A 23928-nucleotide genomic window follows, 5' to 3' on the forward strand; every position below is an offset into this window, starting at 1 on the left:
ACATCGGTGGAATGGGAGGTCCGCAATGTCTGACGCTACATACCAGCCCACGGGCGGGGTTCATCCGGTGGATGAGCGCCTGCCCACGGGAAAATTGATAACCTTGGGCTTCCAGCACGTGCTGGTCATGTATGCCGGCGCCATCGCCGTGCCGCTGATCGTGGGCCGGGCGCTGCAACTCTCGCCCGAGGAGGTGGCCTTTCTGATCTCGGCCGACCTCTTCGTCTGCGGCGTGGCGACGCTGATCCAAAGCATGGGGATGACCCAGTATTTCGGCATCAAGCTGCCGGTGATGATGGGCGTGACCTTTGCCGCCGTCGGGCCGATGGTCGCCATTGCCGGCCAGAACCCGGGGCAGGAGGGTGCGCGGGCGCTGTTCGGCGCCATCATCGCGGCGGGGGCGATTGCGATCCTGCTGGCGCCGCTGATCAGCCGGATGCTGCGCTTCTTCCCGCCGGTGGTGACCGGCACGGTGATCCTGGCCATCGGCATCAGCCTGATGCCCATCGGCATCAACTGGATCTTCGGCCTTCAGGTCGGCCCGACCGCGCCGATGCTGGTCGATCCGGCGCAACAGGCCTGGCTGCAGGGTGCCATCGCCGCCGGCGGTGTGCCCGAAGGGGTGAAGCTGGCGGCCAGCGTGCCGAACCCGCTTTACGCCAATGGCGGCAATATCCTGATCGCGGTGCTGGTTCTGGGCACGATCCTTGCGGTCTCGCGCCTCGCCACCGGCTTCCTGTCGAACATCTCGGTGCTGATCGGCATCGTCGTGGGCGGGATTGCCGCGGCCTCGATGGGGATGATGCATTTCGACAAGGTCGGCGAGGCCAGCTGGTTCGCGATCATCAAGCCCTTCCATTTTGGCATGCCCACCTTTGACCCGATCATGGTGCTGACCATGGTGCTGGTGATGATCGTGGTGATGATCGAATCGACCGGCATGTTCCTGGCCCTCAGCGAGATGTGCCGGAAGCCGGTCAACCAGAAGTCGCTGGCCGCCGGTCTGCGCGCCGACGGTCTGGGGACGATGCTGGGCGGGATCTTCAACACCTTCCCCTATACGTCCTTCTCGCAGAATGTCGGGCTGGTCGGCGTGACCGGCATCCGCTCGCGCTATGTCTGCGTCGCCGGTGGCCTGATCATGATCGTGCTGGGGCTGATCCCGAAGATGGGCGCGCTGGTCGAAAGCCTGCCGACCACGGTTCTGGGCGGCGCCGGCCTGGTGATGTTCGGCATGGTGGCTGCAACCGGGGTGCGCATCCTCAGCCGCGTCGATTTCGCCAGCAACCGCAACAACCTGTTCGTGGTGGCAATCTCGATCGGCATGGCGATGATCCCGCTGGTGGCGCCGAACTTCCAGCAATGGCTGCCCCATGGCATCCACCCGCTGATCCATTCGGGCATCCTTCTGGCGGCGATCAGCGCGGTGTTCCTGAACTGGTTCTACAACGGCGCGCCCTCGGTCAACGAGGACGAGCTGGCGGCAGCCGGCAAGCTGGCCGACCACTGAGCCAAGGCGCTTACGACGATCGGGGCGGTCCTTCGGGGCCGCCCTTTTCCGTTGCCTGTGGCTCGGCCAAGAGCTCCTCCATGAAGATGCTGAACAGCTGCGCCCGTCCATCCACCCCGGCCTTGGCATAGATGCTGGCGGATTGCGCCCGGATGGTGCCGACCGCGACACCGCGAAAGCCGGCGATGGCGTCATTGTCGAAGCCCTTCAGGATCAGCAGGGCCACCTCGCGTTCCGCCGCCGTCAGCTGCCAGCGGTCGAAGAAGCCGCCGATCAGCCCGGCCATGTCGCCCCGCGCCGCGCGGATGCCGCGATCGAGGCTGTCCATGCGGCTCTGCATCTCGCGCAGTTCCAGCATCATCAGCCCAAGGCTGATGAACAGCGCCACGGTCGCCATCAGCTCCAGCGCGATATGCCAGCCCAGCCCGTATTCGCCCAGATCGGTGAAGACATCGATGATGAAGAAGACCGCCGCCAGCGCCAGAACCACGATCAGAACGGCCAGCGTCGCCGCCCGCCGTTCATCGCGCGAGGTCCTTGGCAGGCGAAGCCTCATTCGATGGGCCGGTCCGCCGGGATCCGCTTCCGACCGTCGATCATCGCCCGGACCAGCGGCACGCCGGAACGCAGGCTGTCGAAGACCACCCCTGCGATGTGCAGGATGACCGAGAGAAGCAGCCAGTTGAACAGGATCTCGTGCATGTCCTCGACCCAGGAAACGCCGAAAAAGCGCGGGCTTCCCATCATGATCCCCGTGGTGACGATCAGCAGGACCGTGGCCCAGATGTTCCAGACCATCAGCGCCCCCAGCGGGTTGTGGCTAAGATGCACCGTGCGGTCGCCGCTGCGCAAGGCGCCGAGATGCCGCAGCGCGCGGGCGGGCGCGGGCGGGAACGAGATCAGCCGGGCCGGGCGCGCGCCGATCAGGCCCCAGCAAAGCCGGGTGAGGACCAGCGCCAGCGCGACATAGCCGAGGGTTTCGTGCAGCTTGCCCTCGGGGTCGCTGACAAAGCCGTTGAGCAGGATCACCAGCGCCAGCGACCAGTGGATCAGCCGCACCAGCGGGTCCCAGACCGGGATGATGCGGGGGCTTGCGCCCCCGCCTGCCGCCGCGGCCGGTGAAACGGAACCGGCCATGGCGATCAATCCTCGCCCATCTTGGTGACCTTGCCGGTTTCGGGCGAGACATAGACCTCCAGCATCTCGTCGCCCTTGACGGCATAGGCCTCGATCATGCCGTCCTCCATCTCGATCTTGCGGACCTCGTAGCCCATGCCGGTCAGCGCGGTGGTGACGGCCTCCTCGGTCATGCCCAGTTCGGTATCGACGGCGATGGCCTCGCCCTCGGCAAGGGCGAAGAGGGGCACGGCGGCCAGAATCGCGGCGAGGGTCAGTTTGCGCATAGGGGGTTCCTTTCCTGTATCGGCGCGGCGTTGTGCCTGGGCCTTGAGGGGAAAGAAGCCGGATGCCTTGCCCTGCGCCATTGGCCGGCGGCTTAGCCAGGCGGTCATAAGCTGGCGCTTATGCGGGTTTCAGGGCGGCTTTGCCGCGCCGTCGCCGTGGTCGGCGGCAGTTTTGCCGGATGCGAAATTTCCTCCGCTGCGATAGAGTGCAGGTATCGGACAAGGTGGCTCCTGCAGCCATGGTCCCGCCTGACTGCCGCTGCCCCTGCATGGAAGGTCTGCTGATGCATCGCCCTGATTTCACGGCAAGGTTGAATGGTCCGGTACTGCCGATCCGCCGATGCGTCAGCTTCGCCCTGTTGCTGCTCCTCGCCGCCGGATACTCGGGCGCGTCACGGGCGCAGGACAGCCCTGCGCTGATGGCGGGCGGGCTGCCGGCGCAGGCGATCGATGACCTCATCGAGGGGCGGGTGCAGACGCATATCGACCTGCCGCAGCGCCATCCGCTGGTTTACGCCATGCGGCACGAGTTTCTCGACGCGCTGACCGCCGAATGCGGACACCCGGACCGCTTCGAGAGCATCGTCCTGACGCGCGAGCTGATGGACAACGTGTTGTTCGCCTATTTCACCTATGGCGACCCGGACCTAGGCGACTTTTCGAAGATGAGCTATGGCGAGGCCTACCTGGCGCTGATCGGCAATCCCCTGCACAAGCTTTACCCCGCCGAGATGATCCGGCGCGAGATTGCCAGCGACCCGAAGGCCCATGTCCGCGAGGTGCTGTCGGACCTCGGTGGCTGCGACAGCCCCAGGACCCTGCGCCTGCGCGAGAACCTCGATGCCGTCGCCGTCATGGGGCCGCTGGCCTCGCCCGGGACGACCTTTCTCCGCACCGTCTCGAACAATAACGAGGGCTGGTACAACTGCTTCTATGCCGATCCCGACCGGCCCGATCACGAGCTTTTCCAGCCCTACCAACTGGCGACCCCCGCCACGGTCGGGCTTTATATCATCCCCTGGGCTGCGCATCTTGCGCCGGGCGAATACCTGCCGCGGGCCCATTGCCCGGCGACACCGGACCCCGCGTTCGAGATCATCGAAGCCAAGCTTCTGCCCCCCGAACCCGTGCTCGACCCGGCCGCCTTGCCCGAGGGCGATCTGGCCACGCGGCTCGCGGCGGCGTTCCTCGACCAGTACATCCCCGCCCATGCGACGGGGCCGGATGGTGGCCCGCTGGTTCTGGGTGACGAGCTCAGGGCGCGCTATTTCGACGAGATCGTCAGGTTCGAGCGGATCGAGGTGCCGCAGGACGAGATCGACCGTCTTCGGGCGGCGCGGATGGCCGAGGCCAAGGCCCGTGGTTTCGACGATCCTGCGGCAGAGGATGTCATCAAGATCGCGACCGACCTGCGCCTCAAGGCGCTGAAAGAGCGGAATGATCGCGGCATCTGGGCCCTGATCGACGAGGTGCGCGACCTCTCGGGCAACCAGAGTGCCAATTACATCATGGCGCGCACCGGATACGGGCTCATGAGGGATGTCGAGTAACGGTTATCCGCCTCATGTCCCGAGGCTTCGGGCAATGCCGGCACGGTGCGTCGGTCAGGCACCCTCGACCCGGTCCCACAGGGCGGCCAGCGCCGCAGCGGGGTCTTCGGCCGTCCAGATCTCGGCGCCAAGGGCGATGAAATCGCTGACTGGCGACAGCTCGGCCAAAAGCGCGGCGGTGATCGCGCCCTCGGCCACGACGGGCACCTCGATCATCTCGGACCACCACTGGAACAGCTCGAGTGCCGCCGGCTCGCCCCGGCCAAGCGCGGTTTCGCCCACCGGGCCGAAGGCGACGTAATCCGCCCCGGCCTCGCCCGCGTTCATCCCCTCGTGCCGGGAATTGCCGCAGAAGGCGCCGATGATCGCATCTGCGCCCAGTTCCTTGCGCGCCGCGCGCACGCCGCGCGCGCCATCGGTCAGGTGCACGCCATCCAGCCCGTGGCGCTGCGCCAGCCGCACATGGTCGTCGATCACCACCGCCACGTCGCGGGCATGGGCGATCTCGCGCGCCAGATCGGCGATCCGGCCCAGTTCGGCCTCGTCCCCGGCGCCACGGATACGCAGGCAGGCGGGCGGCACCCGGTCCATCACCGCCGAGAGAAGCGGCCCCAGCGTCGAGGCCTGCGCACCGGCGGGCGTGACGAGATAGAGTTGCGGTGCGTTGGTCTGGTCGGCGGGCATGGCGGGCTCCGTGGTTTTTACCGGCAATAGCGCAGCTTGCCCGTTCCTGCCAGAGTGGCTATTGCGCGGGCCATGGAAACGAACCGTCAGCCCGTCATCATCCTTGTCCGCCCGCAGATGGGCGAAAACATCGGCGCCGCCGCCCGCGCCATGCTGAATTTCGGCCTGACCGAGATGCGGCTGGTCGCACCCCGCGACGGCTGGCCCAATCCCAAGGCCATCGCCATGGCCTCGGGCGCGGCGGGGCGGGTGCTGGACACGGCGCGGGTCTACCCGACGCTGGCCGAGGCGATGGAGGGTGTGGATTACGCCTTCGCCACCACCGCGCGGGGCCGCGAGCTGACGAAGCCGGTCTTTACCCCGGCCACCGCGATGGAGAAGGCGCGCGCGCATGAAGGCCGCAGCGCCATCATCTTCGGGCCGGAACGCGCCGGACTGGAGAATGACGACGTGGCCCGCGCCAATGCCATCGTGACCGTGCCGGTGAACCCCGATTTCCCCTCGCTGAACCTTGCCCAAGCCGTGCTGCTGATGGGCTATGAATGGGGCCGCGAGCATCTGCCGCCCGAGCCCGCGCCGCAAGGCCGCCGCCCGGCGGGCGAGGTGCCGGCGGACCGGATCGAGATCGAGAAGCTGGGCGATCATTACGAGGAAAAGCTGGAAACCGCCGGCTTCTTCTTCCCCGAAACCAAGGCCCCGGCCATGCGTTTGAACCTACGCAACATGTGGTCGCGGCTGAGCCTGACCCGGGGCGACGTGCAGATCCTTCACGGGATGCTGCGCCAATTGACCCGCCGCTAGGCCCGTCCTAGGGTCCGCGCGAGTTATAGAATGAGGCGCAGATGCGAAATCGAATAGGCGGAATCTTGTTGGGCCTGACAGTCGGCCTCTATGTCGGCATGGGAACCGGAATTGTTGGTGGCATATTCGGCGGCGTTCGCGGTGCTGGGGTCTTCGCGATACTTGGCGTCATAGTCGGCTTTTTTGCTGCGCCTGATTTCGCCCGAGTTTGGGGTTCAGTTCGCCGATTTGGCCGACGCAACTAGGAATCTGAAATGGCCAAACGTCCCATCTTCGAAGAGGTCTCTGACCCCACGGCCGTGACAAGGCCGGTAGCCACCAAGGGCGTGATCGATGCCGCCCCCAAGGGCGCGCGCCGCGCCATCCGGGCCTGGCTGGTGGTGCTGTTCGTCATGGTCGCCGCGATGATCGCGCTTGGCGGTGCGACCCGGCTGACCGGCTCGGGCCTGTCGATCACCGAATGGGCGCCGGTTACCGGCACGCTGCCGCCGATGGACGAGGCCAAGTGGCAGGCGGAATTCGAGGCCTATCAGCAGATCCCGCAATTCACCGAGGTCAATCCCGACATGGATCTGGCCGGGTTCAAGCAGATCTACTGGTGGGAATGGTCGCACCGCTTCCTTGGCCGCGCCGTCGGGCTGGTCTGGGCGCTTGGCTTCCTGGCCTTCCTTGCCACGAAACGCATCCCGACCGGCTGGACCCCCCGGCTTCTGGGCATCGGCGCGCTTGGCGGGCTGCAGGGTGCGATCGGCTGGTGGATGGTCCATTCGGGCTTGCAAGAGGGGATGGTGCGCGTCGCCTCCTATCGGCTCGCCACGCATCTGGGTCTGGCCTTCGCCATTCTCGGCCTGATCGCCTGGTATGCGCTGCTGCTCAGCCGCTCCGAGGCCGATCTGATGCGGTCACGCCGCGCGGGTGAGGGCAAGCTCTTCTCGATGACCACCGGGCTGATGCATCTGACCTTCCTCCAGATCCTGATCGGCGCGCTGGTCGCGGGCATTGATGCCGGGCGGCAATATACCGGCTGGCCCACGATGGGCGGCGAATGGGTCCCGGCGGCGATCTGGGACGGCACGCTTGGCTGGCGCAATTTCTTTGAAAACCCGGCGCTGGTGCAGTTCATCCACCGCATGACCGGTTATCTGCTGGCGATCTTTGCCGTGGTCGTCTGGCTGCGCGCCCGCCGCTCGCCGCATCCGGTGACGCGCGGCGCCTTCACCGTGATGATCGTCATGGTTGCGGTCCAGATCGGATTGGGCATCATGAACGTGCTGAATGCCTCGCCGCTGCCGCTGGCACTGTCGCACCAGATCGGCGCCATTGCCCTGTTCGCACTGATCATCCGCGCCCGCTTCAACGCCCGCTATCCTTACGAAACCTCTGTCCGGGGAACCATCCGATGAGCGCCTTCGACGACCTTCTCGCCTTCCAGCGCCAGACCGAGGCCCTGTCTTCGGTGGCCGAACGTCTTGGCTGGGACCAGGAAACCGTCATGCCGCGCGGCGCGACGGAACAGCGGGCCGAGGAAATGGGCGCGATGGAATCGGTGCTGCACGAGCGCCGCACCGATCCGCGCATCGGCGAATGGCTGGAGGTCGCCGAACCCCGGACCGAGGCCGAGGCCCGCGCGGTCGAGCTGATCGCCCGCGACTTCACCCGCAAGAACCGCGTGCCTGCCCGGCTGGCATCCGAGATCGCCCGCGTCACCTCGCTGGCGCAGGGCATCTGGGCCGAGGCGCGCGCCAATGACGCGCCCGAGGAGTTCCTGCCGACGCTCGACAACGTTCTGATGCTGAAGCGCGAAGAGGCGGCGGCGCTGGCCGATGGCGGTGATCTTTACGACGCGCTGCTGGACGATTACGAACCCGGCGCGACCGGGGCAGGGGTGGCGGCGCTGTTCGACCAGATGCGCCCGCGACTGGTCGCGCTGCGCGAGGATGTGCTGGGCGCCGAGAACCAGCCCGCCGCGCTGACAGGCCATTTCCCCCATGACACGCAGCTGCGCCTCGCCCGTGCCTGCGCCAGCGCCTTCGGCTATGACTGGTCGCGCGGTCGGATGGACATCGCCGTCCATCCCTTCAGCTCGGGCCGCTGGCAGGACAGCCGCATCACCACCCGGGTGGTCGAGACCGATCCGTTCAACTGCTTCTATTCGACCATCCACGAGGTCGGCCATTCCAGTTACGAGCTGGGCATCGACGAGGATTACGCCTTCACGCCCCTCGGCCGGGGTGTCTCGCTTGGCGTCCATGAAAGCCAGAGCCGCATCTATGAGAACCAGATGGGCCGCTCGCGGGCCTTTTCGGGCTGGCTGTTCGCGCGGATGCATGACGCCTTCGACGGGCTGAACGTGGCCAATGCCGAGGAGTTCTATCGCACGGTGAACCGGGTCACTCCGGGCTATATCCGCACCGAATCGGACGAGGTGCAGTATAACCTGCACATCATGCTGCGCTTTGACCTCGAGCGTGACCTGATCGCCGGGCGGCTGGACGTGGCCGATCTGACCGAGGCGTGGAATGCGCGCTTCCTCAAGGATTTCGGCGTGGCGGTGGACCGCCCGGCCAATGGCGTGTTGCAGGATGTTCACTGGTCGGTGGGCCTTTTCGGCTATTTCCCGACCTATGCGCTTGGCAATGTCTATGCCGGCTGCCTGAACGCCGCCATGCGCGCCGCCGTGCCGGAACTGCCCGAGGCGCTGGCCCGAGGCGATGCCGCGCCCGGCGTCGAATGGCTGCGCGAGAATGTGCAGCGTCACGGTGGGCTGTTGCCGCCGCGCCGGCTGATCGAGGAGGCGACTGGCGGCGAGGTCGGGCCCGAGGCGCTGCTGGATTACCTCGAAGAGAAATTCGGGCGGATCTACGCCTTGTAAGCGCCGTCGGATATTTGGACGAGACAGAAACCCGCGCGGATGCGATCATCCGGGCGGGTTTTGCTTTTCGGCTTGGCTTTCGGGAAACTCTGCTATCGTGGCCGGTGACGAACCGGGGAGGGGTCGATGCGGCGAGGGAAATGGGGCGTGGCGGTCTGCCTGCTGATCCCTGCTGGCATGGGTTTTGCGGGTGATGCTGCGTCCCTCGCGCAGCAATGCGTCACCTGCCACGGGACCGAGGGCGAGGCGATCCCGCCCTTGGCCGGAATGCCCGAGGCCGATGTAACTGCCGCCCTCTTGGCCTATCGCGCCGGAGAACGCGCCGATGCGCTGATGCAGGTGGTGGCGAAGCGCTTGAGCGATGACGAGATCGCGGCGCTGGCGGCTTATTTTGAGGGCCTCGGCCCATGAGGGAAAACACGTCCTTGAACCGCCGGCAGGTGCTGGCCCTGACCGGGGCGGCCCTGCTGCCCGCGCCCATGGTCATGGCGCAGGGGCGGCCGCGCGTGGTGGTCATCGGTGGCGGCGCTGGCGGGGCGACCGTGGCCCGCTATCTGGCCAAGGATGGTGGCGGCGCGATCGAGGTGGTGCTGGTCGAGCCGGCGCATCGCTATGACAGCTGCTTCTTCTCGAACCTCGCGCTTGGCGGCTTCTGGGAGTTCGCGGCGCTGGGGCATGGCTATGACGGGCTGGCCGGGGTGCAGTTGGTGCAGGACTGGGCGACCGGCATTGACCGCGATGCGCGGCGGGTGGCGCTGGGGGGCGGTGGCAGTGTGAGCTATGACCGCCTGGTCATCGCGCCGGGGATCGATTTCGTCGGGGGCGCGGTACCGGGCTGGGATGTGGCGAGCCAGCAGGCGATGCCCCATGCCTACAAGGGCGGCAGGCAGATCCGGCTGCTCAAAGCGCAGATCGAGGCCATGCGTGAGGGCGGTACTTTTGCAATGATCGCCCCGCCCAATCCCTATCGCTGTCCGCCGGGACCCTATGAGCGCGTGTCGATGGTCGCACATCTGCTCGCGCAGTCGAACCCGAGTGCAAAAATCCTGATCATCGACCCGAAGGAAAGCTTCGCCAAACAGGCGCTGTTCGAGGAGGGCTGGCAGAACCACTATCCCGGCATGATAACCCGCATCGGCCCGGATTTTGGTGCCGGTAACATCGAGGTGCGCCCCGAGACCATGGAGATCGTCATCGATGGTGAGCCTGAAAAGGTCGATGTCTGCAACGTTATCCCGGCGCAGCAGGCGGGGATGATCGCGGTCGATGCAGGGTTGACCGACGAGACGGGCTGGGTGCCGGTCCGGCCCGAGGATATGCGCTCGCGGCTGGATGAGGCGGTGACCGTGCTGGGCGATGCGGCGGCGCAGGGCGACATGCCGAAATCGGCCTTCGCGGCGAACAGCCAGGCCAAGGTGGTGGCCCATGCGCTGAGGGCCGAACTGACCGGCAGCACCGCCCCCGCACCGCGCTACCTGAACACCTGCTGGTCGCTGATCGCCGAGAATGACGGGGTTAGGGTCGGCGCGACCTATGCCCCCGCCGAGGGCAAGATCACCGCGCTGGACAGCTTTGTCTCGCAGCCGGGCGAAGGTGCCGAGCGGAGGCAGCAGACGTTCCTTGAAAGCGTGGACTGGTATCGGGCGATCTCGGCAGACATCTTCGGGTCATCCTCGAGCTAGCCGCACCTCTGTGGCATCCCTGCCGACAGCCGTCGCAACATGGTTAACGCCATCTGGAAAGCGCCCCGAGCCTCGTCTAGGCTGGTGGGAAGATTGACACTTTCGGCCGCCTTCCGCCGCCGATCCCGCAAGGAGAGCGCGCCATGGCGACAGAAGGTCTGGGTCCGATCATGGCGCCCGCGGTGGCGCTGCTGGGTGCCTCGGTGCTGGCGATCCCGCTGTTCCGGCGTCTCGGGCTTGGCTCGGTTCTCGGCTATTTCGCCGCCGGCGTGGCGGTCGGTCCCTTCGGCCTCAGGCTCTTCAGCGATCCCGAGGCGATGCTGCATGTGGCGGAACTGGGGGTCGTCCTGTTCCTGTTCATCATCGGTCTGGAACTTAGACCGGCGCGGCTCTGGGCGATGCGGCAGCAGATCTTCGGGGTCGGGCTGTTGCAGGTGCTGGCCTGTATCGCGCTGCTGACGCTGACCGGCCACCTGGCCTTCGGCTATCCGCTGGTCGTGTCCTTCGTCGGCTCGGCCGGGTTCGTGCTGTCCTCGACCGCCGTCATCATGTCGGTGATGCAGGAACAGGGCGAGATCGCCACGCCCGAGGGGCAGAAATCGGTGGCGATCCTTCTTTTCGAGGATCTGCTGATCGTGCCCCTGCTGGCGATCATCGCGATCCTCGCCCCGGTGCAAAGCGATGAGGGGGGCAATATCTGGGCCAGCATTGGCATCGGTCTGGCCGCCATCGCCTTCCTGCTGGCGGCGGGTCGCTGGCTGATGGACCCGATGTTCGCGCTGCTGGCCCGCGCCCGCTCGCGCGAGGCGATGAGCGCGGGGGCGCTGCTCGTGGTGCTGGGGGCGGCGCTGCTGATGGATCAGGCGGGGCTGTCGACCGCGATGGGGGCGTTCCTCGCCGGTGTGATGCTGTCGGGATCGGACTATCGCCACCAGATCGAGGCCGATATCGAGCCCTTCCGGGGCATCCTGATGGGTCTCTTCTTCCTCTCGGTCGGCATGTCGCTGGATCTGGGCATCGTCGCCCGGTACTGGCTTTTCGCCATCAGCCTCGTCATCGCGGCCATGGCGGTCAAGGCGGCTGGCGTCTATGTCATCGCCCGCATGACCGGCAGCAATTCCCGCGCCGCGATCCGGCGCATGGTGCTGTTTGCACAGGGTGGCGAGTTCGCCTTTGTGCTTTACGGTGCCGCCGGGGGTGTCGGTATCCTGAGCGAGGAAACCGAGGCACTGTTTTCCGCGGTGGTCATCCTCTCGATGGCGCTGACCCCGGTGCTTCTGGTGGTGATGAACCGCCTCTTGCCGGTCGAGCGCGAGGATTTCGACGGCATCGAGGGGGCAGAGGACCTGCATGGCCGGGCGCTGATGATTGGCTTTGGCCGCTTTGGCCAGATGGCCAGCCAGGGCCTCTTGGCGCGCGGGCTGGACGTCTCGATCATCGATACCGATACCGAGATGATCCGCGCCGCCGAAAGCCTTGGCTTCAAGGTCTATTACGGAGATGGCGCGCGGCTCGACATTCTGCACGCCTCGGGCGCCGAGGAGGCCGAGCTGATCCTGGTCTGCGTCGATGATGCCGATGTCGCCAACCGCATCGTCGAGCTGGTGCAATCGGAATTCCCGCAAGCGAAGCTCTTGGTCCGCGCCATCGACCGGCGCCACAGCATCCACCTGCGGGCCGAGGGGGTCGAGTTCGAGATCCGCGAAACGGTGGAATCGGCGCTGGCCATGGCGCGGGAATCGCTGCTGGAACTGGGCGTCGACGAAACCGAGGCGACTGACATCATCGAGGATCTGCGCGCCCGTGACCGCCGGCGCATGGCGATCCAGCTGTCCGAGGGGATGCTGGGCGGGCGCGACCTCTTGCATCGCAACATCGCCGACAGCTTCGCCCCCACTGGCACCAACAGCAGCTAGGGCGCGAACCGTTACCGGCCCGCGCCCTGCCGGGGGGAACTGGTCTATTCAGCCGCCCGCGCCATCGGGTTGTTCGGATGGGTGGTCCAGTTCGCGTATTCGCCGCGCGGCTGACCGGTGCGCTTGTCGGTCTCGCCGGGTTCCAGCTCGCGCATGGTGATGCAGTTCTCGACCGGGCAGACATCGAGGCAGAGGTTGCAGGCGACGCATTCCTCTTCGATCACCTCGAAGACCCGGCCCGGCTTCATGGCGATCGCCTGGTGTGACGTGTCCTCGCAGGCGGCATAGCAGCGACCGCATTTGATGCAGGCATCCTGATCGATCACCGCCTTGGTGACGTAGTTCAGATTCAGCTGGTTCCAGTCGGTGACATTCGGCACGGCGCGACCGACCAGGTCCGACAGTTCCATCTCGTGGCTGTCGAGATAATCGCGCAGACCCGAGATCATCTCCTGCACCACCTTGAAGCCATAGGTCATGGCGGCGGTGCAGACCTGCACATTGCCGGCCCCCAGCGCCATGAACTCGGCCGCATCGCGCCAGGTCGTCACCCCGCCGATGCCACTGATCGGCAAGCCGCGCGTCTCGGCACTGCGGGCGATCTCGGCCACCATGTTCAGCGCGATCGGCTTCACCGCCGGCCCGCAATAGCCGCCATGCGCGCCCTTGCCGTCGATAGTGGGTTCGGGGGCAAAGAGGTCCAGATCGACCGAAGTGATCGAATTGATGGTATTGATCAGGCTGACCGCATCGGCTCCGCCACGCTTGGCGGCCTCGGCGGGTTTCCGGACGTCGGTGATATTGGGCGTCAGCTTCACGATGCAGGGCATCCGTGAATATTGCTTCACCCAACGGGTGACCATCTCGATATATTCCGGCACCTGGCCGACCGCGCTGCCCATGCCGCGCTCGCTCATGCCGTGGGGGCAGCCGAAGTTCAACTCGACCCCGTCGGCCTCGGTATCCTCGATCTGCTTCAGGATGGTGCGCCAACTGTCCTCGTCGCAGGGCACCATCAGCGAGATGACCAGCGCGCGGTCGGGATAGTCCCGCTTCACCTGCTTGATCTCGCGCAGGTTCACCTCCAGCGGGCGGTCGGTGATCAGCTCGATGTTGTTGATGCCCAGGACCCGCCGGTCGGCGCCATAGACGACGCCATAGCGCGGGCCGTTGACGTTGACGACGGGCGGACCCTCGGCCCCCAGCGTCTTCCACACCACACCGCCCCAACCGGCCTGGAAGGCGCGGCGGACATTGTATTCCTTGTCCGTGGGCGGGGCCGAGGCCAGCCAGAAGGGGTTCGGGGATTTGATTCCGACGAAGTTCGAGCGCAGGTCAGCCATGGTTTCATTCCCTTCTGAGGTGACGTCAGGGTCACACTCACTTCTTGGTCAGGTCTGCCGGGGTTTCGGACGCATCCAGCAGATGCAGCAGATGATCCCGTCGCAGCGCAAACTCGGTTGCAAAATCATGTCTCCGGGCGAAATCCAGCGCCGCCCGGCTGGCCCCGCCGATGCCGGCGGGATCGGACGCAAGCGCGGCAATCCGGTCGGCCAAGGCCGCGGTATCGGCCAGACGCACTGTCCAGCCGGCGGCGGAGTCCGAAGCCAGACGCGACAGCATCGCATTGTCATAGCCGATGACCGGCAAGCCGCAGCCCATCGCCTCGACATAGGTGCAGGACGGATCGGATTGCCGATGGCAGCTGAGAAACAGGTCCGCATCCCTGCGCGATATTGGCACCAGCTCGGTCACGAAATCGACCGGGGCGTGAAGCCGGACCCTTTCCGCCAGTTGATGGGTCTGGATATCGGCGCGGATCTGATCCTGAAGGCTGCCGGTGCCATAGATGTCGAGCGTGAAATTCACCCCCCGATCAGCCAGCGCCCGCGCCACCGGCACCAGATCCTGCGCGCCCTTCATCGGCTCGAGCCGGCCCGAATTGATCAGCCGCAGCGGCCCGCCAGCCGTCAGGACTGCCGCCTTGCGGGTCAGATCGTCCTGGTCCGCGAACATGGCGCCCTGCATCCGGTTGTCCAGATACATCACCGTATTGCCGTTAAGTCTGCGATAGGCGTCATAGGCCGGAAAGCCGTTCACCTGAACGCCATCCGCTCGCCTCAGCGCACGCCGCCGCCGCCGTTCCTGCTGCAGAAGCCAGAGCGCGCTTTTCGCTTTCTGGAGCGTCGATCTGTCTCGGTCCAGACCGAGGATCTGCAATCGGGTCCCCAGCGTATATTCGATCACGAAGACACATCTGGTCCGCTGGTGTACGGTTCGGTCGGCCAGATCCAGATCAAGATGTAAATCGCCCGAGGCTTCCACTATATCGCTGGCATCAAGGATCTCCTGCGGCACGGCCTGCCCCTCGGCCAACAGAGTCAGGTCGAAGGGCAGCTGTGCCGGATCATAGACATCGCCAAAGGGAATGGCCGCGTCACTACCGCGCAAGACGCAGCCGACCTCGCCGGGCCAGTTCGCGCAGATATACCGCATCCCCTCGACGAACTTGCCGTCGAGCCTGACCTGATTAGTTCCGACCCGACTTGCCGGGGCAGGGGGAAGCATCAGCAGCCTGGGCATGATCCTGTCACCCTATGTGAGTCAGCTATTCTCAACCCTTTTCCTCCATGATCTTTTCGGGGTGCCTTACGGACCCGAGGCCCCCGCCGCGGTCCGGCCCATCAGCACCGCATGGATATCCTCTGCCGCATCGCGGCCCTCGGCCACGCCGGTCACGGTCAGGTCGTCGCCGCCTGCCGCGCAGTCGCCGCCGGCCCAGACCCCGGCAAGGCTGGTGCGCCCCGGCCCGGTGACGGCGATCTTGCCGCCACTGAGCGCGATGCCGTCAGGCGCGCCGTCCAGCCGCTGGCCGATGGCGCGGAACAGTTGGTCGGCCTTCAGGCGGAAATGCTCGGTGGTGTTCAGTGAGCCGTCGGGCATGTCCTCGGTATAGGCGAACTCGACCTCGCGCACCGCACCATTGCCATGCACCGCGATCGGCATGGCGTTGCAGAGGATGCGTACGCCGGACGAGGTGGCGTGGTGCTGTTCGTGATCGCTGGCGCCCATGCGCTCCTGCCCGCGGCGATAGACGATGGTGACATTCTCGGCGCCCAAGAGCTTCGACTGCACTGCCGCATCCACCGCCGTCATGCCGCCGCCGATCACCACCACATCGCGGCCGACGGGCAGGGTTGCCAGATCTTCGGCCTGCCGCAGGTCGCGGATGAAATCCACCGCGTCGCGCACGTTCTCGCGGTTCTCGCCATCGGCGCGCAGCGCGTTCACGCCGCCAAGCCCCATGCCCAGAAACACCGCGTCGAACTCGGCCTGCAGCGCGGGCAGGGTGATCTGCTCCCCCAGCCGCTGTTCATTGCGCAGCTCGATCCCGCCGATGGACAGAAGCCAGTCGACCTCGTCCTGCGCGAAACCGTCCACGGTCTTGTAGCTGGCAATGCCGTATTCGTTCAGCCCGCCAGCCTTGGCGCGGGCCTCGAAGATCACCACTTCATGACCCTTGGCCGCCAGCCGATGGGCGGCCGAGAGGCCCGCCGGACCGGCGCCGACCACCGCGACCCGCTTGCCGGTGGGGGCTCCACGGGTGAAGGGGTGGGGCTGGTCGATCATGCCATCGGTGGCAAAGCGTTGCAGCGCGCCGATCTCGACCGGCATGCCCTCGGCCTCCATCCGAACGCAGGCGCCTTCGCAGAGGTTCTCGGTCGGGCAGACGCGGGCGCACATGCCGCCAAGGATGTTCTGGTGAAAGATCGTCAGCGCCGCCGCATCGGGCGTGCCGGTGGCGATCTGGCGGATGAACAGCGGAATGTCGATCGAGGTGGGGCAGGCCGTCACGCAGGGCGCGTCATGGCAGAAATAGCAGCGATCGGCGGCGACCCGCGCCTCGTGCGGGATCAGCGCCGGGGCGACATCGGCGAAATTATCGGCATAATCCGCCGGGGTAAGGCGGCCCGGCACGACGCCGGGGGTCAGCTTGGCTTGGGTCATTCAGGCATCCCATGGCTGGCTTGATCTTATCAGGCTGCCACAGGTTCAGTTTTTTATCAAATGGTAAAATATGATGCGCGCGGTGAAATATCCTTGCGCGCGGGCGCTGCCTAACCCGGCAGCACCAACGCCGCCGCCAGCCCGCCCAGATCCGAGCGTTCCAGCCTGAGCTCGCCCCCGTTCAGCGCCGCCAGATCGGCGACGATGGCAAGGCCCAGCCCGGTCCCCGGCGGGCCGCCTTCGTCAAGCCTCGCGCCACGGATCAGGGCACGCGGGGCATCGGTCTCGGCCATGCCCGGACCGTCATCCTCGATGCGGATGGTCACGCCGGATGTCACCACCACGCGCAGCCGCCCGCGCCCCCATTTCACCGCGTTCTCGGCCAGGTTGCCGATCATCTCTTCAAGGTCCTGCCGCTCGCCGGCAAAGCTCGCGTCGGGCGGGCAGATCACCTCGGCCTGCATGGCCTTGTTCTCCATCGGGCGGCGCAGGACCATCAGGATATCATCGATCACCGGGCCAACCGGCGTGTGCTGGCCCAAGACCCGGGGCTGGGCCGAGCGGGCGCGGCGCAGGTGCCAGCCGATCAGCCGGTCCATCCGGGTGATCAGCGTCTGGCCGGGGTGATCGGCAGGCAAATCGTTTTGCAGCGCTGCCAGCGGGGTTTTCAGCGAATGCGCAAGGTTGCCCAGATGCTGGCGCGAGCGGGCCAGAAGGCTGGCATTCTGATCCAGCGCGGCATTGATCTCGGTCACCAGCGGATCGAGCTCGCTGACGCCGGGGCGGGGCAGACGGTCCAACTCGCCGGCTCGAACACGGCGCAGATCGTCGCCCAAGCGGCGGGTGCTGCCAAGCCCGGCGAAGACCTGCACCGATACCGCCACGGCCAACCCGAGACCCAGGAGCGCCAGCGAGATCGCCAGCGGCCGGCGCACTTCGTTGAGGCTGTCCCAGACCTCGCGCGCAGGCGCCGTGACGATCAGGGTGATCTCGGCCTCGCTGCCCGGCACGGTGAAACGGTCGTTCAGCACCCGCAGCGGTTCGCCCTGCGGTCCGCGCCCGCGCCCGATGCGCGGCGGTCCCGGTCGGTCACCCGCGGGCGATGACAGGCTTGCCTCGAACAGCGAGGGCGACTTGGCGATCACCTTGCTCTCGGCGCTGATCTGCCAGTACCAGCCAGAGAGCGGCAGCGAGAAATTCGGATCGGCCGGCGGGTTGTCCAGCTCGATCTCATCATCCTCGACCTCGACGCCAGCGATCAGCGTGTCGGCGATGGCGCGCATCTCGGCGTCGTAGCGTTCGGTGACGAAGCGATCCAGAACCGCGCCGATGCCCAGGAAGGCCGCCAGCAGCGCCGCGACGATCCAGACCGCCGCCAGCGCCAGCATCCGCGCCCGGATCGAGCGGATCACAGCGCCGCCCTGAGCACATAGCCCTCGCCGCGCCGGGTCTCGATCACGCCTTCGCCGACCTTCTTGCGCAGCCGCCCGATGACCACCTCGATCGACTTGAAATCGCGGTCGGCCTCGGCCTCGTAGAGGTGGTCCGACAGTTCGCTGCGGCTGACGATGCGGTCCTGATGGTGAATCAAATAGGTCAGGATGCGGGTCTCAAACGCCGTCAGCTTCAAGGGCGAGCCGTCCAGCGTGATGACGCCCAACTGCCCGTCCAGCAGCAGCTTGCCGGCGCGGATCACCGGGCGGGCATGACCGGCGGCGCGGCGGATCAGGGTCTGGGCGCGCAGCACCACCTCGTCCAGCCGGAAGGGTTTCACCGCGTAGTCATCGGCCCCGGCGCGAAAGCCCGCCACCTTGTCGGTCCAGTCGCCGCGCGCCGTCAGGATCAGCACCGGCATACCGATCCCCTGATCGCGCCAGCGGGTCAGCACCTCGATCCCCGGCAGACCGGGCAGGCCCAGATCCAGCACCGCCACGTCATAGGTCTCGGTCGCGCCCAGATATTCACCCTCGGCGCCGTCATGGGCCATGTCGGTGACGAAACCGGCGTCCTGCATCGCGCGGGCCAGTTGCTCGGCCAGGGTCCGGTCGTCCTCGACGATCAGTGCTCTCATTTCTTCAAGGCCTCGATCTGTCCCCGGCCGGCCACCTCGAGAAACCGCCCGTCGCGCGCGTCCAGCCGGATCTTCAGCAGGTTGCGCGCCGGGGTCAGCAGGCGCAGCTCCTCGACCAGTTCCACGCCCAGACCCCGCTCATGCGCATTGGGCTGCGCCAGCCGCGCGGCGATCAGCCGACCCTGATAGCGTTCGCCCACGATCCGCATTGCCTCGTGCAGCGGCAGGGGGCTGAAATCCGTCTCGGTCAGCCCCTGGGCAAGGGCTGGTGGTGCGGAAAAGAGAAACAGGGCAAGAAGGATCGCGCGCATGAGGCCCTTGTGGCAGGTGAAAGCCAAACGAAACCCAAACGGACGGTTGGCCTTTGGTTCGAACTCGTTGGGGTAGATGTGATTCGTCAACCGGGGGCAAGGTGTCCCCGGCGCTACCAGAAGAAGGTAAACATCATGAGCAGCATGTTCCGCAATTCCGCCGCGATCCTGGCCCTTGTGGCGGGGCTTGGCGGTGCCGCCTATGCCCAGACCGCAACCCCGCCGGCCACCGAAACCGCGCCCGCCGCGCCCGAGGCGACCAGCCCGGCCCCGGCCGCACCGGCTGCCCCGGTCGAGATCACCGAAGACAACCTGCCCGACCTGCTGAAATCGCTGAACCTGCAGAATATCGACATCGATCGTGACCGCCGCTCCGTCGAGGTCGAGGGTGATCTGGCCGATGGCACGCAGATCGAGGCGCATCTGGACCGGCAGGGCCAATTGCGCAAGATCGAGGCCGATGACGACGCGGCGCTGCCCGCCGCCGTGATCGAGGCGCTGATTCCCGAAGCCGTGCGCAATGCGGAAATGTATGGCCAGTTTGCCAATATCAACGAGATCGGCCTGCCGCCCGCCGATGCGCCGATGAAGGGCGTGATGATCGAGGGCGCGGATGCCAATGGCGAGGAGTTACGCGCGCTTTTCGCCGAGGATGGCACGCTGACCCGCTTTGGTCGCGGCGATGACGATCGCGGCCCGCGTGGCGAGCGCCATGGCGATCGGGGCGGCAAGCACGGGGACCACGGCAAGCGCGGCCATGACATGCGCGGCGGGCCGGATGGCGGACGCGATGGCGGTCCTGACCGCGCCGGCATGGGTGGCCAGCCGCCCGCACCGCTGGACGAGGCCGCCGTCACCACGACGCTGACCGAGGCCGGTTATGCCGAGCTCGGCGCCATCACCCGCGACGGTCCGCGCACGCTGGTCGAGGCGGTGAATGCCGCCGGTGAAACCGTGACGGTGGAACTGAGCCCGCGTGGCGAGGTGGTGCGCGAAACCGCGCGCTGATCGCCCCGGACAGACAGAACGGACGGCGCCTCTTGGGGGCGCCGTTTCGCGTTCAGACGATGTAACGGTCGCGGCGGTGGTTGATGGCAATGACCATGTTCAGCACCAGCGCGCCGAGAAAGCTATAGCCGACCGCCTGCCAGTCGACGAGGCACAGCGCCAGCGTAAACAGCACCGCGTCGAAAATCAGCTGCGCCCATCCCGCCAGGAAGCCGGTCGCATCCTGCAGGTAAAGGGCGACGATCCCGACCCCGCCCAGTGACGCCCCGTGGCGGAACAGCGCCAGAAGCCCGGTGCCGGTGATCGCGCCGACCAGCACCGCGCCGAAGATCGGGTTGATGGTATCAAAGCTGATCCAGCCCGGCATCACGGCGCTGAGCAGCGAGGTCAGCGCCACGGCGACAAAGGTCTTCAGCGTGAAACTCGGCCCGAACCGCTTCCAGCCGAGCCAGTAGAACGGGATGTTGATCAGAAAGAAGACCGGTGCGAAGGACCAGCCGGTCGCATAGGCGATCAGGATCGCCAGTCCGGCGGTCTGGCCGGTGACAAGGCCCAGATGGGTCAGGATGGTCACCCCAAGCGCCGCCATCATCGCGCCAAAGCTGATGCCCTGGGCGTCCTCGATGAGGCTGTGTCGGCGGGGTGCGTCGCTCATGCCGGCCAGATGCCCAAAGGGCCGGGCAAAGGCAAGATCGGCCCCGCACGCCGTGGCAATCCGCCGCAAAAACTATGTCCGGATTTCAGCCCTTTGCCGGGGCCGGTCCCGATGCCCGCGCTTCGCGGCTTTTCGCCACCTGTTTCCGCCGCTAGACATAAGCAAAACGTGAGCAAAACGTGAGGAGACAGGTATGAGCAGCATCGACATCAGCAGCAAGGGCACGGGGTTCCAGGCAAGCAGACGGGCAGTGGCCTTCGGACTTCTGGCCGCGGGGCTGGCCTCCTGCGGGCCGCGCATTCCGGGCGGCAGCACGGGGTCCTCGGGCGGCATGGCACCGCCGCCGCGGCCGGTGCCGAATGCCGATTACGACCGCTGGGTTGCAGGCTTCCGGGGCCGGGCGCTGTCGCAGGGCATTTCGGCGGGCACCTTCGACAATGCCTTCGCGCAGGGTGGCGGCTATCTGCCCGACGTGATCGAGAAGGACCAGAACCAGACCGAGTTCACCCGCACGCTGCAGGATTACCTGGCCATCGCCGCCTCGGACGAGCGCGTCAGCAAGGGCCGGGCGAACCTCGCCCGCTATGGCTCTGTGCTGAACGCCGTCGAGGCGCGTTACGGGGTCGAGCCGGCGGTGGTCGTCGCCGTCTGGGGTCTGGAAAGTATGTATGGAGAGCGGCGCGGGAATATCCCGGTCATCGCCGCCTGCTCGACCCTGGCTTGGCATGGTCGTCGCGCCTCGTTCTTCGAACAGCAGCTGGTTGCGGCGCTGAAGATCCTGCAGAACGGCGATGTCGCCCCCGCTGGCATGACCGGCAGCTGGGCCGGCGCCATGGGTCATACCCAGTTCATCCCGACCTCTTATCTGCTTTACGCGGTCGATTTCACCGGCGATGGCCGGCGCGACATCTGGTCGAACGATCCGACCGACTCGCTGGCCTCGACCGCGGCCTATCTGGCGAAATCGGGCTGGCAGCGGGGCGTGCCCTGGGGCGTCGAAGTGCGGCTGCCCTCGGGCTTCTCGGGCCCCGTGGGGCGCGGTTCGACCCGCAGCCCCTCGGCCTGGGCGGCGATGGGCGTGCGCAGCATGAGCGGTGGCACCGTGCCCGATTACGGCCCGGCCTCGATCATCACCCCGCAGGGGCGCAGCGGCCCGGCCTTCATGACCTTCCGCAACTTCACCGCCATCACCCGCTACAACAACTCGGAAAACTACGTCATCGGCGTCGGCCACCTGTCCGACCGTCTGCGCGGCGGCGGGGCGATCCAGGGCAACTTCCCGCCCGACAAGTACGGGCTGACCATCGATGACCGGAAACGGATGCAGCAGCGGCTGACGGCGATGGGCTATGACACCAAGGGCAGCGACGGCGTGGTCGGCCCGGCCACGCGCGAGGCGATCTCGGCCTTCCAGGCGGCGCGCGGCATGGCGGTGACGGGCGAGCCCTCGGTGCAACTTTTGCAGATGCTGGGCTGACGCCGAAGAAGGTGATTTGCCGCAAGACGGTGTGCGGGCCTATGCTTTCCCGAGGGAAAGGAGGCCCGCCATGCTGTCGCGTCGCACCTTCGCATCGGCTCTGTTCATCTCGCTTCTCGGCGCCCGCGCCGTCACCGCCCATCACGGCTGGCGCTGGACCAGTGGCGCCAATATCCGCCTGACCGGACTGATCCGCTCGGCCCGGCTTGGCAATCCGCATGGCATTCTCGAGGTGGATGCCGAGGGCGAGATCTGGCAGGTCGAGATCGGCCAGCCCTGGCGCAATGAACGGGCCGGGCTGACGGATGCGGATTTCGCCCCGGGCCGCGAGGTGGCGATCGAGGGCGAACCCTCGGCCGATCCGGCGCAGCGCCTGCTGAAAGCCGAGCGGCTGTGGTTCGAGGATGGCGTCGCCCACGACCTTTACCCCGAACGCGGCTGACACCGTGGAGGCGCTGGCCGAGATCCTTGCCGGAACCGAGCTGGCCCAATGTATGCGCAATTGCCGCTGGATCTATGCGGCGGTCAGCGGGCTGCATGTACTGGGCATCGCGCTGCTGGTGGGCGCCATTGCGAGCCTCGACCTGCGGCTGATCGGGCTCTGGCCGATGATCCCGGTCGAGCCGCTTGGCCGGGTGCTGGTCCCTGTCGCCACTACCGGGCTGGCGCTGGCCATGGGTGCGGGGATGCTGCTCTTTCTCGCCGCGCCAGGGGATTACCTGCGGATGCGGCTGTTTCTCGTGAAGCTGATGCTGATCGCGCTTGGTGCTGGTCGTGCGCTCTGGTTCCATGCCGGCAAGGGCTTCGAGCGCCCGCCTGCCGCCCTGCGCCGGGTCGGGCTGACCTCGCTGGCGATCTGGCTTTCCGTGCTGACCTGCGGGCGGATGCTGGCCTTCGTCGATTGAGGCCGCGTTCTGTCTCGCGAAAATATCCCGCCGGGGGCGTGGGGGCCGCGCAGGCCCCCACGGGTCGAGTTTACTGCAACGCCGCGTCGGTGATGGCGTGGGTCCAGGCGCCTTCCGGTGCCTTCGAGATCACCGGGTCGGAGCCGCCCGACAAGAGCGTATCGACGGTGCGCTGGTAATCCGCCTCGTCCAGCGCGCCGTTCGAGCCGGCGGTCAGTTTGGCCACCTCGGTCATCATCCGGGTCTGGTGCTCGATGGTCTGGGCGCCGGTCTCGTCATTTTCCAGGACGATCTCGGCGGCCTCCTCGGGATTCTCCTCGGCGTATTTCCAGCCCTTCATGCTGGCGCGCACGAAGCGGGTCAGCTTGTCCACCATCTCGGGATTGTCGAGATTTTCCTGCAGGGTATAAAGTCCGTCCTCCAGCGTGGCGACGCCCTGATCCTCGTATTTGAAGGTGACCAGATCGGCCTCGGCAATGCCCGCGTCCAGCACCTGACCGAATTCGTTATAGGTCATGGTCGAGATGCAGGCGGCCTGCTTCTGCAACAGCGGATCGACGTTGAAGCCCTGCTTCAGCACCGTCACCCCGTCCGGCCCGCCCTCGGTCGGCAGTTCCAGATGGTTCATCCAGCTGAGGAAAGGATATTCATTGCCGAAGAACCACACGCCCAGGGTCTTGCCCTTGAAATCGGTCTTGGGGTCGGTGATGCCGCTTTCCTTCAGGCAGGTCAGCATCATGCCCGAGCTCTTGAAGGGCTGGGCGATGTTCACCAGCGGCAGGCCCTTCTCGCGTGCGGCTAGGGCGGCAGGCATCCATTCCACCGTCACATCGGCACCGCCCCCGGCCAGCACCTGCGTCGGCGCGATGTCGGGGCCGCCCGGCTTGATGGTGACGTTCAGGTCTTCCTCTTCGTAGAAGCCCTTGTCCTTGGCGACGTAATAACCCGCGAATTGCGCCTGCGTGACCCATTTCAGCTGCAGGGTCAGGTCATCGGCGGCATGTGCGCCGGTCGCCATCAGGGCGAAGGTGGCGGCACCGAGCATCAGTTTCTTCATGGCTTCCTCTCCTGTTGT

24 protein-coding genes are annotated in these 23928 nt (G+C 66.5%); 12 read left to right on the forward strand and 12 right to left on the reverse strand.

Annotation, left to right across the window (positions count from 1 at the left end):
• Positions 1 to 25 precede the first annotated feature (25 nt).
• Positions 26 to 1510 carry a nucleobase:cation symporter-2 family protein gene (locus CX676_RS03995; protein WP_101751471.1) on the forward strand — a complete coding sequence of 495 codons (1485 nt, stop codon included), beginning with the start codon at positions 26 to 28 and terminating at the stop codon, positions 1508 to 1510.
• Positions 1511 to 1520: 10 nt separating this feature from the next.
• On the opposite strand, the gene CX676_RS04000 is transcribed toward CX676_RS03995, so the two are convergent.
• The 3 genes from CX676_RS04000 to CX676_RS04010 are packed head-to-tail and all read right to left on the reverse strand — an operon-like array spanning position 1521 to position 2913.
• The gene (locus CX676_RS04000) at positions 1521 to 2066 is read right to left on the reverse strand and encodes a helix-turn-helix transcriptional regulator (protein ID WP_101751472.1); all 546 of its coding nucleotides are present in this window, start codon (positions 2064 to 2066) and stop codon (positions 1521 to 1523) included.
• Positions 2063 to 2647: a cytochrome b/b6 domain-containing protein gene (locus CX676_RS04005; RefSeq protein ID WP_101751473.1), complete on the reverse strand. Its 585-nt coding sequence runs from the start codon at positions 2645 to 2647 to the stop codon at positions 2063 to 2065. Before CX676_RS04005 ends, CX676_RS04000 begins: the two co-directional genes overlap by 4 nt.
• A gap of 5 nt (positions 2648 to 2652) precedes the next feature.
• Positions 2653 to 2913 (reverse strand): PepSY domain-containing protein, encoded by a 261-nt coding sequence (locus CX676_RS04010; RefSeq protein WP_157935842.1) that lies wholly within the window; start codon positions 2911 to 2913, stop codon positions 2653 to 2655.
• A 284-nt stretch (positions 2914 to 3197) separates the two neighbouring features.
• Here CX676_RS04010 and CX676_RS04015 point away from each other — a divergent pair, with 284 nt between their 5' ends.
• Positions 3198 to 4463 (forward strand): hypothetical protein, encoded by a 1266-nt coding sequence (locus CX676_RS04015; RefSeq protein ID WP_157935843.1) that lies wholly within the window; start codon positions 3198 to 3200, stop codon positions 4461 to 4463.
• 54 nt (positions 4464 to 4517) lie between these two features.
• Here CX676_RS04015 and CX676_RS04020 read toward each other — a convergent pair whose 3' ends face one another.
• Entirely contained in the window at positions 4518 to 5147 is a 630-nt protein-coding gene (locus CX676_RS04020) for a thiamine phosphate synthase (protein ID WP_101751476.1), read from the reverse strand.
• A 72-nt stretch (positions 5148 to 5219) separates the two neighbouring features.
• On the opposite strand from CX676_RS04020, the gene CX676_RS04025 reads away from it, so the two are divergent.
• The 6 genes from CX676_RS04025 (at position 5220) to CX676_RS04055 (ending at position 12418) form a co-directional block, all read left to right on the forward strand.
• Positions 5220 to 5948: an RNA methyltransferase gene (locus CX676_RS04025; protein WP_101751477.1), complete on the forward strand. Its 729-nt coding sequence runs from the start codon at positions 5220 to 5222 to the stop codon at positions 5946 to 5948.
• A 254-nt stretch (positions 5949 to 6202) separates the two neighbouring features.
• Positions 6203 to 7351 (forward strand): heme A synthase, encoded by a 1149-nt coding sequence (gene ctaA / locus CX676_RS04035; protein ID WP_101751479.1) that lies wholly within the window; start codon positions 6203 to 6205, stop codon positions 7349 to 7351.
• Entirely contained in the window at positions 7348 to 8820 is a 1473-nt protein-coding gene (locus CX676_RS04040) for a carboxypeptidase M32 (RefSeq protein ID WP_101751480.1), read from the forward strand. Before ctaA ends, CX676_RS04040 begins: the two co-directional genes overlap by 4 nt.
• Positions 8821 to 8946: 126 nt before the next feature.
• Entirely contained in the window at positions 8947 to 9231 is a 285-nt protein-coding gene (locus CX676_RS04045) for a c-type cytochrome (RefSeq protein ID WP_101751481.1), read from the forward strand.
• On the forward strand, positions 9228 to 10502 hold the full coding sequence (locus CX676_RS04050) for an NAD(P)/FAD-dependent oxidoreductase (protein WP_101751482.1): 1275 nt from the start codon (positions 9228 to 9230) through the stop codon (positions 10500 to 10502). Before CX676_RS04045 ends, CX676_RS04050 begins: the two co-directional genes overlap by 4 nt.
• Before the next feature lie 143 nt (positions 10503 to 10645).
• Positions 10646 to 12418: a monovalent cation:proton antiporter-2 (CPA2) family protein gene (locus CX676_RS04055; RefSeq protein WP_101751483.1), complete on the forward strand. Its 1773-nt coding sequence runs from the start codon at positions 10646 to 10648 to the stop codon at positions 12416 to 12418.
• A 44-nt stretch (positions 12419 to 12462) separates the two neighbouring features.
• Here the strand turns inward: CX676_RS04055 and preA are convergent, their stop codons facing one another.
• From preA to CX676_RS04085, 6 genes are all read right to left on the reverse strand, one after another.
• Positions 12463 to 13761 (reverse strand): NAD-dependent dihydropyrimidine dehydrogenase subunit PreA, encoded by a 1299-nt coding sequence (preA, locus tag CX676_RS04060; protein WP_101751484.1) that lies wholly within the window; start codon positions 13759 to 13761, stop codon positions 12463 to 12465.
• Positions 13762 to 13798: 37 nt separating this feature from the next.
• Complete coding sequence (locus CX676_RS04065) at positions 13799 to 15001, reverse strand: glycosyltransferase (RefSeq protein ID WP_101751485.1); 1203 nt, start codon at positions 14999 to 15001, stop codon at positions 13799 to 13801.
• 66 nt (positions 15002 to 15067) lie between these two features.
• Positions 15068 to 16426 (reverse strand): NAD(P)-dependent oxidoreductase, encoded by a 1359-nt coding sequence (locus CX676_RS04070; RefSeq protein ID WP_101751486.1) that lies wholly within the window; start codon positions 16424 to 16426, stop codon positions 15068 to 15070.
• Positions 16427 to 16536: 110 nt separating this feature from the next.
• The gene (locus tag CX676_RS04075) at positions 16537 to 17838 is read right to left on the reverse strand and encodes an ATP-binding protein (RefSeq protein ID WP_232816578.1); all 1302 of its coding nucleotides are present in this window, start codon (positions 17836 to 17838) and stop codon (positions 16537 to 16539) included.
• Complete coding sequence (locus tag CX676_RS04080) at positions 17835 to 18497, reverse strand: response regulator transcription factor (protein ID WP_101751487.1); 663 nt, start codon at positions 18495 to 18497, stop codon at positions 17835 to 17837. Before CX676_RS04080 ends, CX676_RS04075 begins: the two co-directional genes overlap by 4 nt.
• Positions 18494 to 18808: a PepSY domain-containing protein gene (locus CX676_RS04085; protein ID WP_157935844.1), complete on the reverse strand. Its 315-nt coding sequence runs from the start codon at positions 18806 to 18808 to the stop codon at positions 18494 to 18496. The genes CX676_RS04080 and CX676_RS04085 overlap by 4 nt, the downstream gene beginning before the upstream one ends.
• A 135-nt stretch (positions 18809 to 18943) precedes the next feature.
• Here CX676_RS04085 and CX676_RS22460 point away from each other — a divergent pair, with 135 nt between their 5' ends.
• Positions 18944 to 19816: a hypothetical protein gene (locus CX676_RS22460; protein ID WP_157935845.1), complete on the forward strand. Its 873-nt coding sequence runs from the start codon at positions 18944 to 18946 to the stop codon at positions 19814 to 19816.
• Positions 19817 to 19868: 52 nt separating this feature from the next.
• On the opposite strand, the gene CX676_RS04100 is transcribed toward CX676_RS22460, so the two are convergent.
• On the reverse strand, positions 19869 to 20471 hold the full coding sequence (locus CX676_RS04100; protein ID WP_101754128.1) for a YitT family protein: 603 nt from the start codon (positions 20469 to 20471) through the stop codon (positions 19869 to 19871).
• 193 nt (positions 20472 to 20664) lie between these two features.
• Between CX676_RS04100 and CX676_RS04105 the strand changes: the two genes are divergently transcribed.
• The 3 genes from CX676_RS04105 to CX676_RS04115 all read left to right on the forward strand — a co-directional run bounded on the left by CX676_RS04105 (position 20665) and on the right by CX676_RS04115 (position 22853).
• Positions 20665 to 21948 carry a lytic murein transglycosylase gene (locus CX676_RS04105; protein ID WP_101751490.1) on the forward strand — a complete coding sequence of 428 codons (1284 nt, stop codon included), beginning with the start codon at positions 20665 to 20667 and terminating at the stop codon, positions 21946 to 21948.
• Between the two features lie 70 nt (positions 21949 to 22018).
• Complete coding sequence (locus tag CX676_RS04110; protein WP_101751491.1) at positions 22019 to 22390, forward strand: DUF6152 family protein; 372 nt, start codon at positions 22019 to 22021, stop codon at positions 22388 to 22390.
• Entirely contained in the window at positions 22353 to 22853 is a 501-nt protein-coding gene (locus CX676_RS04115) for a DUF2214 domain-containing protein (protein WP_198590273.1), read from the forward strand. Before CX676_RS04110 ends, CX676_RS04115 begins: the two co-directional genes overlap by 38 nt.
• 70 nt (positions 22854 to 22923) lie before the next feature.
• Here the strand turns inward: CX676_RS04115 and CX676_RS04120 are convergent, their stop codons facing one another.
• The gene (locus CX676_RS04120) at positions 22924 to 23910 is read right to left on the reverse strand and encodes an ABC transporter substrate-binding protein (protein ID WP_101751493.1); all 987 of its coding nucleotides are present in this window, start codon (positions 23908 to 23910) and stop codon (positions 22924 to 22926) included.
• Positions 23911 to 23928: the final 18 nt, after the last annotated feature.

Source organism: Paracoccus zhejiangensis (assembly GCF_002847445.1).
GTDB lineage: Bacteria > Pseudomonadota > Alphaproteobacteria > Rhodobacterales > Rhodobacteraceae > Paracoccus > Paracoccus zhejiangensis.

Coding starts and splice junctions, on each gene's coding strand:
- CX676_RS03995 (WP_101751471.1), top strand. CDS start 26: ATGTCTGACGCTACATACCAGCCCACGGGCGGGGTTCATCCGGTGGAT.
- CX676_RS04000 (WP_101751472.1), bottom strand. CDS start 2,066: ATGAGGCTTCGCCTGCCAAGGACCTCGCGCGATGAACGGCGGGCGGCG.
- CX676_RS04005 (WP_101751473.1), bottom strand. CDS start 2,647: ATGGCCGGTTCCGTTTCACCGGCCGCGGCGGCAGGCGGGGGCGCAAGC.
- CX676_RS04010 (WP_157935842.1), bottom strand. CDS start 2,913: ATGCGCAAACTGACCCTCGCCGCGATTCTGGCCGCCGTGCCCCTCTTC.
- CX676_RS04015 (WP_157935843.1), top strand. CDS start 3,198: ATGCATCGCCCTGATTTCACGGCAAGGTTGAATGGTCCGGTACTGCCG.
- CX676_RS04020 (WP_101751476.1), bottom strand. CDS start 5,147: ATGCCCGCCGACCAGACCAACGCACCGCAACTCTATCTCGTCACGCCC.
- CX676_RS04025 (WP_101751477.1), top strand. CDS start 5,220: ATGGAAACGAACCGTCAGCCCGTCATCATCCTTGTCCGCCCGCAGATG.
- ctaA (WP_101751479.1), top strand. CDS start 6,203: ATGGCCAAACGTCCCATCTTCGAAGAGGTCTCTGACCCCACGGCCGTG.
- CX676_RS04040 (WP_101751480.1), top strand. CDS start 7,348: ATGAGCGCCTTCGACGACCTTCTCGCCTTCCAGCGCCAGACCGAGGCC.
- CX676_RS04045 (WP_101751481.1), top strand. CDS start 8,947: ATGCGGCGAGGGAAATGGGGCGTGGCGGTCTGCCTGCTGATCCCTGCT.
- CX676_RS04050 (WP_101751482.1), top strand. CDS start 9,228: ATGAGGGAAAACACGTCCTTGAACCGCCGGCAGGTGCTGGCCCTGACC.
- CX676_RS04055 (WP_101751483.1), top strand. CDS start 10,646: ATGGCGACAGAAGGTCTGGGTCCGATCATGGCGCCCGCGGTGGCGCTG.
- preA (WP_101751484.1), bottom strand. CDS start 13,761: ATGGCTGACCTGCGCTCGAACTTCGTCGGAATCAAATCCCCGAACCCC.
- CX676_RS04065 (WP_101751485.1), bottom strand. CDS start 15,001: ATGCCCAGGCTGCTGATGCTTCCCCCTGCCCCGGCAAGTCGGGTCGGA.
- CX676_RS04070 (WP_101751486.1), bottom strand. CDS start 16,426: ATGACCCAAGCCAAGCTGACCCCCGGCGTCGTGCCGGGCCGCCTTACC.
- CX676_RS04080 (WP_101751487.1), bottom strand. CDS start 18,497: ATGAGAGCACTGATCGTCGAGGACGACCGGACCCTGGCCGAGCAACTG.
- CX676_RS04085 (WP_157935844.1), bottom strand. CDS start 18,808: ATGCGCGCGATCCTTCTTGCCCTGTTTCTCTTTTCCGCACCACCAGCC.
- CX676_RS22460 (WP_157935845.1), top strand. CDS start 18,944: ATGAGCAGCATGTTCCGCAATTCCGCCGCGATCCTGGCCCTTGTGGCG.
- CX676_RS04100 (WP_101754128.1), bottom strand. CDS start 20,471: ATGAGCGACGCACCCCGCCGACACAGCCTCATCGAGGACGCCCAGGGC.
- CX676_RS04105 (WP_101751490.1), top strand. CDS start 20,665: ATGAGCAGCATCGACATCAGCAGCAAGGGCACGGGGTTCCAGGCAAGC.
- CX676_RS04110 (WP_101751491.1), top strand. CDS start 22,019: ATGCTGTCGCGTCGCACCTTCGCATCGGCTCTGTTCATCTCGCTTCTC.
- CX676_RS04115 (WP_198590273.1), top strand. CDS start 22,353: ATGGCGTCGCCCACGACCTTTACCCCGAACGCGGCTGACACCGTGGAG.
- CX676_RS04120 (WP_101751493.1), bottom strand. CDS start 23,910: ATGAAGAAACTGATGCTCGGTGCCGCCACCTTCGCCCTGATGGCGACC.